The 6,885-nt window shown below is 45.1% G+C and carries 7 protein-coding genes, 1 tRNA gene and 1 pseudogene; 8 read left to right on the top strand and 1 reads right to left on the bottom strand.

Translation table 11 applies throughout. The annotated features are described in order from the left end of the window. Positions 1-80: pseudogene (locus ACH10T_RS02915) on the top strand (IS5/IS1182 family transposase); the annotation flags it as partial. 28 nt (positions 81-108) lie between these two features. Next, entirely contained in the window at positions 109-495 is a 387-nt protein-coding gene (locus tag ACH10T_RS02910) for a calcium-binding protein (protein ID WP_394807831.1), read from the top strand. Between the two features lie 95 nt (positions 496-590). Here the strand turns inward: ACH10T_RS02910 and ACH10T_RS02905 are convergent, their stop codons facing one another. Then, complete coding sequence (locus tag ACH10T_RS02905; protein ID WP_394807830.1) at positions 591-1,994, bottom strand: M16 family metallopeptidase; 1,404 nt, start codon at positions 1,992-1,994, stop codon at positions 591-593. Between the two features lie 76 nt (positions 1,995-2,070). Here ACH10T_RS02905 and ftsY point away from each other — a divergent pair, with 76 nt between their 5' ends. The 6 genes from ftsY (at position 2,071) to ACH10T_RS02875 (ending at position 6,780) form a co-directional block, all read left to right on the top strand. Beyond that, on the top strand, positions 2,071-3,114 hold the full coding sequence (ftsY, locus tag ACH10T_RS02900; protein ID WP_394807829.1) for a signal recognition particle-docking protein FtsY: 1,044 nt from the start codon (positions 2,071-2,073) through the stop codon (positions 3,112-3,114). Positions 3,115-3,138: 24 nt separating this feature from the next. Further along, positions 3,139-3,792, top strand: a complete 654-nt coding sequence (gene ftsE / locus ACH10T_RS02895; RefSeq protein ID WP_394807828.1) for a cell division ATP-binding protein FtsE — start codon at positions 3,139-3,141, stop codon at positions 3,790-3,792. After that, a complete protein-coding gene (gene ftsX, locus ACH10T_RS02890; RefSeq protein ID WP_394807827.1) occupies positions 3,789-4,700 on the top strand; it encodes a permease-like cell division protein FtsX in 912 nt (303 codons plus the stop codon). The genes ftsE and ftsX overlap by 4 nt, the downstream gene beginning before the upstream one ends. 111 nt (positions 4,701-4,811) lie before the next feature. Then, positions 4,812-5,657 carry an RNA polymerase sigma factor RpoH gene (gene rpoH, locus ACH10T_RS02885; RefSeq protein ID WP_394807826.1) on the top strand — a complete coding sequence of 282 codons (846 nt, stop codon included), beginning with the start codon at positions 4,812-4,814 and terminating at the stop codon, positions 5,655-5,657. A gap of 75 nt (positions 5,658-5,732) precedes the next feature. After that, positions 5,733-5,825: transfer RNA gene (locus ACH10T_RS02880), tRNA-Ser, on the top strand. A 163-nt stretch (positions 5,826-5,988) separates the two neighbouring features. Further along, the gene (locus ACH10T_RS02875) at positions 5,989-6,780 is read left to right on the top strand and encodes a tyrosine-type recombinase/integrase (protein ID WP_394807825.1); all 792 of its coding nucleotides are present in this window, start codon (positions 5,989-5,991) and stop codon (positions 6,778-6,780) included. Positions 6,781-6,885: the final 105 nt, after the last annotated feature.

Genomic DNA, 6,885 nt, shown 5'->3' with positions numbered 1-6,885 from the left:
CAACACGATATGACAAACTGAAAAGAAATTACGAAAGTATGGTTGCCATGGCTTGTGGATATCTGTGGCTACCTATGTGAAATGTCAACAGACCCTAGGAGAAACAAGATGCTCCACAAAAGAAATTTGATTGCTATTGCTGCTGGGACCGTTTTTTTATTTACGTTCGGAGCAACAACAGCTTCTGCTGCTGATGCCGTTAAAGATAGCGGCCATCAACACCAAAGTGGGAAAACTGTAGGTCATGGTGACATGAAGTCCGGTGATAGCCACGGCCATCAATGCCCGCATATGATGTCTTCAGTGGATCTGAATAAAGATGGCAAGATCAGTAAGGAAGAGTTCATGAAGCACCATGAGGCCAAGTTTGATCAAAAAGACGCCAACAAAGACGGCTTTCTGGAAGAAGCAGAAACGCACGGCATGATGAATCATATGCACAAACACGATCAACAGAAAGATGGCGGCCATGTGCATGGTGATGCCAAAAAATAATACGGCTTAGCGAGCTAAACAAACCGAAATTTTGCTCTGACAAGTAGTTTGATTTATCAAAGTAATTGTCAGAGCAATTGGTGAATGCGATCAACTCAATGTCTGAGTCCAGCCGGTGCCTTAGCGGGCAATTTTTTATCCAATGGTTGCGGGTCTAACACAGCTACTGTCAAGCTATCATCATTGAAATATTTTTTGGTGACATCACGTATTTGTTGGGCAGTAACTGCTTTCAGCTTTTCCAGTATGGTATCAATATCACGAAAAGACAATCCCATACTTTCCAGCCTCCCAAGCTGCATCGCTTGAGAATAAATCGAATCGCGTTGATACACATGGCTAGCCACAACCTGTGCTTTAACTCGAGCAAGTTCTTGTTCCGTGACACCTTCTTTAATAATTTTCTCAATCTCGCCGCGTAATGCCTGTTCCAGTTCTGCCACCGTTTTACCGGCACGCGGCACCCCACTGAGAAAGAAAATACTCGGACCGCGAGCCATTGAGCCATAGCCAGCGCTTGCGGAATTAGCAATTTGATTCTCGCGTACCAATGACTTGTTCAGTCTGGCCGAAGCATTACCATCCAGTACACCTTCCAGTATTTCCAGCGCGTAAGGCTCCCAGTCTGTTGCTACATTTTTAATTCCTGGTGCGTGATAACCCATAATCAGATAAGGCAATTCTGCTGGCGCTTTGACTGTTATTCTTTTGGTGCCCACCTGGGGCGGCTCAGTTTGTGGTTTGCGGGCATTTATCGGTAACAAAGGATGCTTTTGAATGGTGCCGTAGTTTTTTTGTGCCAGCTTGAACACTTCTTCCGCATCAACATCACCGACCACAACCAGTGTTGCATTATTTGGCGCATACCAGCGGTCATACCATTCTTGCGCGTCTTCTACGCGCATATTTTCCAGATCATTCATCCAGCCAATGATGGGATTTTTGTATGGATGCGCCTGGTAAGCCATGGCCATCATTTTTTCATACAACAGCGAGCGTGCCTGGTCATCCGTGCGCAGTCTCCTTTCTTCCATAACCACTTTGATTTCTTTTGAGAACTCTTCCTCAGTCAGGATCAAGTTACGCATCCGGTCCGATTCCAATTCCATCGCCATGGGCAAACTGCGTTTGTGCAATTGTTGATAATAAGCGGTGTAATCGTAACTGGTAAAAGCATTCTCGCGTCCACCCGCGGCGGCGATTTTCTTTGAGAACTCACCATTAGGCACTTTTTCTGTGCCTTTAAACATCATATGTTCCAGAACATGCGCAACCCCGGTTACGCCATTTACTTCGTCAATGCTTCCTGCCTTGTACCAGATCTGTGTAACCACGACCGGTGAGCGATGATCCTGTTTTACAATCAATTTCAAGCCATTATCGAGCAAATACTCGTGTGGATTGGCAAACGCAGGCGATGAGATTAACAGACTCGATAATAGCAACAACCCGGAAAATGAAAAGAAGCGGGAAAAAGTAGTACGGTGATCAGGTTTCATTTTTACTAACCTAAATGTGAGTAAACAGAATAAAATTAAGCTTTGAGAATTGCAATGCATATTAGAGCCTACCAGAATGTTTAGTTTTTTTAAATCCAAAAAGAATCCTGAGGATCCTATTGAAGCAGCGGTTTTACCTGATACCGAGTCTGAGTCTGAATCTGAATCTGAATCCAGGTCTACCGAATCAGTAAGCTTAGCAAGCAAGCTCAAACAAGGCCTCTCGCGCACCCGGCAGAATTTGGGTAAACAGCTATCGAGTTTATTTGGTGGCGGCAAGATAGACGAGGTGCTTTACGAAGAACTGGAAACTATTTTGTTAACTTCCGACATTGGAGTCAACGCAACCCACCAATTACTTGAAGATCTCCGCAAGCAAGTGAGGCGCGACGCATTAACCGATCCCATTCAATTAAAACAGGCGCTTAAGCAATCACTCATCGCTATGCTGGAACCGCTTGTTCAACCATTTGACACCACGATACAAAAACCTTTTGTCATTATGATAACAGGTGTCAATGGCGTGGGAAAAACAACTTCTATCGGCAAGCTTGCCAAATATTTTCAATCGCAAGGCAAATCGGTATTGCTGGCCGCTGGCGATACCTTCCGTGCAGCGGCACGTGAACAACTGATTGTATGGGGCGAGCGGAATAATATCACTGTGATTGCGCCGGATAGTGATCCAGATAAAAAAAGTGACCCGGCGGCAGTAATTTTTGATGCGGTCAATTCGGCTAAAGCACGCGGTATCGATATTGTGCTGGCAGATACCGCCGGACGTTTGACCACGCAACTGCATTTAATGGAAGAGATTAAAAAAGTAAAACGTGTGATAGCCAAAGCTATGCCAGATGCACCGCACGAAGTGTTGCTGGTGCTGGATGCCAATACTGGGCAGAATGCAATCACGCAGGTTAAAGCCTTTGATGAGGCACTGAATGTAACTGGCCTGATTCTGACCAAACTGGACGGCACCGCCAAAGGCGGTGTGGTAGCAGCCATTGCCGGGCAATATCCACAGAATCCTCCAGCATTGCGTTTTGTTGGCGTTGGCGAAGGGTTGGATGATTTAAGACCATTTGATGCCAGAGAGTTTGTCGAAGCGATGATTGATTGATGGTTACCAGTATATGGCCATAACATGATCGTCTTTAAGAATGTCTCCAAACGTTATCCGGATGGTTATGTTGCGCTGAATAACATTGATCTTACGGTTGAATCTGGTGAAATGGTGTTTCTAACCGGTCACTCAGGTGCAGGCAAAAGCACGTTATTAAAGTTGATCGCCGCGATAGAGCGGCCGACTTCCGGCACGATTACGATCAGTGGGCAAAACATCGCGCAACTCAAGCTAGGTGCTATCCCGTATTTACGCCGCAAGATCGGGTTTATTTTTCAGGACCACAAACTCTTGTTTGATCGAAATGTTTTTGACAATGTATTATTGCCGCTGCAAATCAGCAATTTTGATAACAAAACAGTAGCCGGTCGTGTTCGTGCGGCGCTTGATAAAGTTGGTTTGTTAAAAAAAGAAAAAGCCATGCCCATTGCGTTATCAGGCGGGGAAAGACAGCGATTATGTATTGCGCGTGCGGTGGTCCATCGTCCGAGTATTCTCATCGCAGATGAGCCAACCGGAAATCTGGATATTGAATATGCTCAGGATATTATGTCAATGTTCACATCATTCAATCAAGTGGGTGTCACGGTGCTGATTGCAACCCACGACGCATCCTTATTGAGGGACGCGGAGCATCGTATTGTGTCGCTGAAACAAGGGAAATTAGCAATATGATACGCGCATGGTTGATGCAACACGGATTTGTATTTTTCCTCACACTCAGACGGCTGATTGCCACGCCTGTTACCAGCCTGCTCAGTGTCATCGTGATGGGTATCGCATTGAGTTTGCCGACTGGCATTTATGTACTCATGGAAAATCTGAGTGCCATTTCCGGACAAACGGCGAGTTCCCCGCAAATGAGTTTGTTTCTTAATCTGGATATCAAGAAAGAAGATATTGAAAGAATCAAACAGCGGATGGAAGAAGATTCACAAATCGTAAGCTTTCAGTTTATTCCGAAAGCTATTGCTCTACAGCAGTTGCAACAAAGTAACGGGCTTACTGATATCACCGCTAGCTTGGTTCACAACCCACTTCCGGATGCCTTCATTGTGCATACCTTGGAAAATACACCTGAAAACCTTGAGCAATTGCGTGTAGCAATGCAAAGCTGGCCGGAAATCGAACACGTGCAATTTGACTCTGCCTGGGCCGAGCGCTTGAATGCATTGCTTAAACTGGGACGCTTTATTGTATTGATGCTGACAACCCTATTAAGTGTCGCGATAATCGCTATCATGTTTAACACTATCCGCTTGCAAATCCTTACCAAACGGGATGAAATCGAGATATCCAAATTAATAGGTGCAACCGACAGCTTTATCCGACGTCCTTTTCTTTATTTTGGCGCTATTCAAGGATTGGCCGGCGGTGCTACCGCATGGCTTATCATGACATTAGTCATACGCGCGATGAATGAAAAGCTCGTTACACTTGCACAACTTTATGACTTTGATCTGCAACTCCAGCAAATTCCTCCATCAGATAGCATCAGCTTGTTATTGTTTTCATCCTGGCTGGGATGGCTTGGCGCGCGCATATCCGTTGCAAGCCATCTCTGGCAAATAGAGCCCAGATAAGTGAGGGCTTGGTAACGAAACTTTTTAAAAATTTGGCACTCTTATTAGCAGAGTGCTAAAATAAATTTTAAAGATAAAGTTAAGCACAGACATAATGAGGAGATTATTATAATGACGAATGCTTTAACGCTCCCTTCACTGGGAGGAAGTCTTGAAAGTTACATTCAGTCTGCTAGTTCTTTTCCTATTCTTTCCCAAGAGGAAGAGGGCAGCTTGGCGTGGCGCTTGTGGAATCATGGCGATATTGAGGCTGCACAAAAGTTAATACTGTCGCATCTACGTTTTGTGGTCGCAATAGCGCGTGGCTACAAAGGATATGGTCTTCCACAAGCCGATTTGATTCAGGAAGGCAATATCGGTTTAATGAAGGCAGTCAAACGTTTCGACCCTGAGCGTGGCGTTCGCTTGGTGTCTTTTGCGGTGCATTGGATTAAAGCTGAGATTCATGAATTTATTATGCGTAACTGGCGCTTGGTTAAAATTGCCACCACCAAACAGCAACGTAAACTATTCTTTAACTTGCGTAGCATGAAGCAGGGTTTGGACACAATGAATCCGAGGGAAGTTGAGGCGATGGCGACACAACTTGGTGTCAAATCTGAAGAAGTGGTCGAAATGGAAAAGCGGTTCAATGGCTCGGATATTTCGCTGGAACCGATGTCTGATGACGAAGATGATACTTTCAGTCCGATCAGCTATCTGACAGACGGCGCAGAACCCTCAAAAATTCTGGAGAGTGAGCAGATCAGCTTCTTACGTGAAAAAGGTTTACAACAATCCCTGGCTTGTCTGGATGATCGCAGCCGTCGAATCATCGAAGCCCGCTGGTTAAGGGAAAAAGGTACGGCCACCCTGCATGATCTGGCTGATGAGCTGGGCGTATCCGCTGAACGCGTCCGTCAGATTGAAGTTAAAGCACTACAGAAAATGCGTGATGTTATGGCAACAAGCGCTTAAAAATAGAATTTGTATCAGTTTTCTACACCCGTTTGATCTAAGATGAATCAAACGGGTGTATTATTTCCAGCAACCGGAGAGGTACCGAAGCGGTCACAACGGCGCTGACTCGAAATCAGTTGGTCAGGGTAACTTGGCACATGGGTTCGAATCCCATCCTCTCCGCCAATCGTACGCCAATAGTTACCCGCAGATACCAAATATACCCTCGTGAATAGATAGTTTCAAACTAATTCTGCTAACAGTGGGCAACGGTAGAAAATCTGGGTAACACCCCAAAAAATAGGGTAACATTACGGGTAACTCTCGCTACCCACCAAAAGTTACCCATATGAAGCTGACAGACCCTGTTATTAAGGCTGCTAAGCCTAAAGACAAACCTTACAAACTTTCCGATGGCGATGGTCTTGTATTGTTGATTCAGCCCAATGGTTCAAAATGGTGGCGGTTCAGATACCAGTACAACGGTAAAGAAAAAATGCTATCCATCGGAACTTACCCAGAAGTTACCCTCAAAGATGCACGTATATTGCGGGTAACTGCCAGCGATCTATTAAAGCAAGGCATAAACCCTTCACAGCATCGCCAAGAAGAAAAGCAGAAGCAAACCATAGCAGCGTCAAACAGCTTTGAATCAATAGCGCGTCTTTGGTGGGATCATTGGAAATCTGGCAAAACTGAGCGGCATGCTGGTTACACGATCAGGCGACTAGAAGCAGATATCTTTCCAGTTATCGGAAATAAACCTATTACCGAAATCAGCGCACCCACTCTGATTATGATAATTAAGAAGATTGAGTCACGTGGCGCGCTAGATCTTGCCAAACGAGCATTAACCACTTGCGGACAGATTTTACGCTATGCCGTGGCACATGGGATGACTGAGCGCAATCCTGCGGCTGATATAAAGCCTTCTGATGTACTGAAACCCGCCACGAAAACCAATTACGCAAGGCTGGATCAAAAAGAATTACCCGAACTACTCCAAAAGATTGATGAATACGATGGGCAACCATTAACCAAGCTGGCATTGCAACTGATGGCTTTAACTTTCGTGCGAACCGGCGAACTAATAGATGCCAGGTGGGATGAAATAGAATTGGATAAAAAACGGTTGTTATGAGGAATCGCATTGGTTCTGTCGCATTAAGCGCAAAAATGCATATTTTGGATGAGCTGGCATGCCATCCCTTTAAACTAGACGGATTTATTCTGCCAGCGCATAAAA

The organism is Nitrosomonas sp. (genome assembly GCF_043753625.1).
In the GTDB taxonomy this organism is placed as follows: Bacteria; Pseudomonadota; Gammaproteobacteria; order Burkholderiales; family Nitrosomonadaceae; genus Nitrosomonas.
Note: the sequence above shows the minus strand (reverse complement) of the source record. Positions and strands in the feature narration are given on the sequence as shown.

Coding starts and splice junctions, on each gene's coding strand:
- ACH10T_RS02910 (WP_394807831.1), top strand. CDS start 109: ATGCTCCACAAAAGAAATTTGATTGCTATTGCTGCTGGGACCGTTTTT.
- rpoH (WP_394807826.1), top strand. CDS start 4,812: ATGACGAATGCTTTAACGCTCCCTTCACTGGGAGGAAGTCTTGAAAGT.
- ftsX (WP_394807827.1), top strand. CDS start 3,789: ATGATACGCGCATGGTTGATGCAACACGGATTTGTATTTTTCCTCACA.
- ftsE (WP_394807828.1), top strand. CDS start 3,139: ATGATCGTCTTTAAGAATGTCTCCAAACGTTATCCGGATGGTTATGTT.
- ftsY (WP_394807829.1), top strand. CDS start 2,071: ATGTTTAGTTTTTTTAAATCCAAAAAGAATCCTGAGGATCCTATTGAA.
- ACH10T_RS02905 (WP_394807830.1), bottom strand. CDS start 1,994: ATGAAACCTGATCACCGTACTACTTTTTCCCGCTTCTTTTCATTTTCC.
- ACH10T_RS02875 (WP_394807825.1), top strand. CDS start 5,989: ATGAAGCTGACAGACCCTGTTATTAAGGCTGCTAAGCCTAAAGACAAA.